This window comes from Ideonella sp. P3_A4 (assembly GCF_056403075.1).
On sequence record NZ_JBFUGE010001078.1, the window covers coordinates 1 to 1,287 of the forward strand.

2 protein-coding genes and 1 pseudogene are annotated in these 1,287 nt (G+C 68.8%); all 3 read left to right on the forward strand.

Annotated elements, in window-relative coordinates; genetic code table 11:
• Positions 1–360 (forward strand): molybdopterin cofactor-binding domain-containing protein (locus tag AC1DYI_RS35980; protein WP_477208875.1); only part of this gene is annotated, 360 nt, incomplete at its 5' end.
• A gap of 44 nt (positions 361–404) precedes the next feature.
• Positions 405–1,172 carry a leucyl/phenylalanyl-tRNA--protein transferase gene (aat, locus tag AC1DYI_RS35985; RefSeq protein WP_477208876.1) on the forward strand — a complete coding sequence of 256 codons (768 nt, stop codon included), beginning with the start codon at positions 405–407 and terminating at the stop codon, positions 1,170–1,172.
• A pseudogene (locus tag AC1DYI_RS35990) lies at positions 1,169–1,287 on the forward strand (arginyltransferase); the annotation flags it as partial. The gene aat and the pseudogene AC1DYI_RS35990, both read left to right, overlap by 4 nt.

A 1,287-nucleotide genomic window follows, 5' to 3' on the forward strand; every position in this document is an offset into this window, starting at 1 on the left:
ACGCCCAAGGTGCACCGCGTCGTCGCCGCGGTCGACTGCGGCATGACGGTCAACCCGCAGACGATCGCCCGCCAGATCGAGGGCGCCATCGTCTACGGTCTCTCGGCCGCGCTGTACGGCAAGATCAGCTTCAAGGACGGCCGCGTCGAGCAGGGTAACTTCCACCAGTACCCGGTACTGCGGATGAACGAGATGCCCAAGGTCGAGGTGCATATCCTGCCCAGCACCGAGGGGCCGGGCGGCATCGGCGAGCCGGGCACGCCGCCGATCGCGCCGGCGGTGACCAATGCGATCTTTGCCGCCACCGGCAAGCGCATCCGCACGTTGCCGATCGATACCACGCTGTTGAAGAAGGCGTGATCGCTGTCCCGGCGGTGCGCTGCCGGGTCGGTATGCTGGTCGCCATGCGATTGACGTGGCTGCATGGCGACATGCCCTTCCCCCCCACGGCCCAGGCGCTCGGCCCCGAGACCGATGCGCCGGGGCTGCTGGCGGCCGGCGGCGATCTCAACCCTGCCCGCCTGGTCGACGCCTACCGCCACGGCATCTTCCCCTGGTACGGCGAGGGCCAGCCCCTGCTGTGGTGGACCACCGACCCGCGCATGGTGCTGCCGGTGGCCGAGTTCAAGCTCTCGCGCTCGCTGCGCAAGACCCTGCAGCGCTTCCAGCGGACGCCCGGCTGCGAGTTTCGCTTCGATGGCGACACGCCGGCCGTCATCGCGGCCTGCGCCGGCGCGCCGCGCGAGGGGCAGGACGGCACCTGGATCGTGCCCGAGATGGCCGCGGCCTACACCCGCCTCGCCCAGGTCGGCGTGGTGCATAGCGTCGAAACCTGGGTCGACGGGCAGATGGTGGGGGGCTTGTACGGCGTCAACCTCGGCCGCATGTTCTATGGCGAGTCGATGTTCGCCCGCCAAACCGATGCGTCCAAGCTGGCGCTGGCCGCGCTGGTCGCGTTTTGCCGTGCCAAAGGCATCGCACTGATCGATTGCCAGCAGCAGACCCGCCACCTGGCCAGCCTGGGCGCCCGACCAATTTCACGCGCAGCCTTCGAAGCGCATTTGCAGGTGGCCACCGCCGAGCCGGCACCCCGACACTGGGCCTATGATTCAGCCTGTTGGGCGCAATTTCGGCTCATGTCCGACGGGCCCGCTGCCGATAACCCTCCGTGACCCATCCGAAAGAGCTTCCGTTCGCGTCGCTCCAGTTCTACGCGACGGCACCCTATCCGTGCAGTTATCTGCCGGACCGGATGGCACGCTCCCAGGTCGCCACGCCGGGCCACCT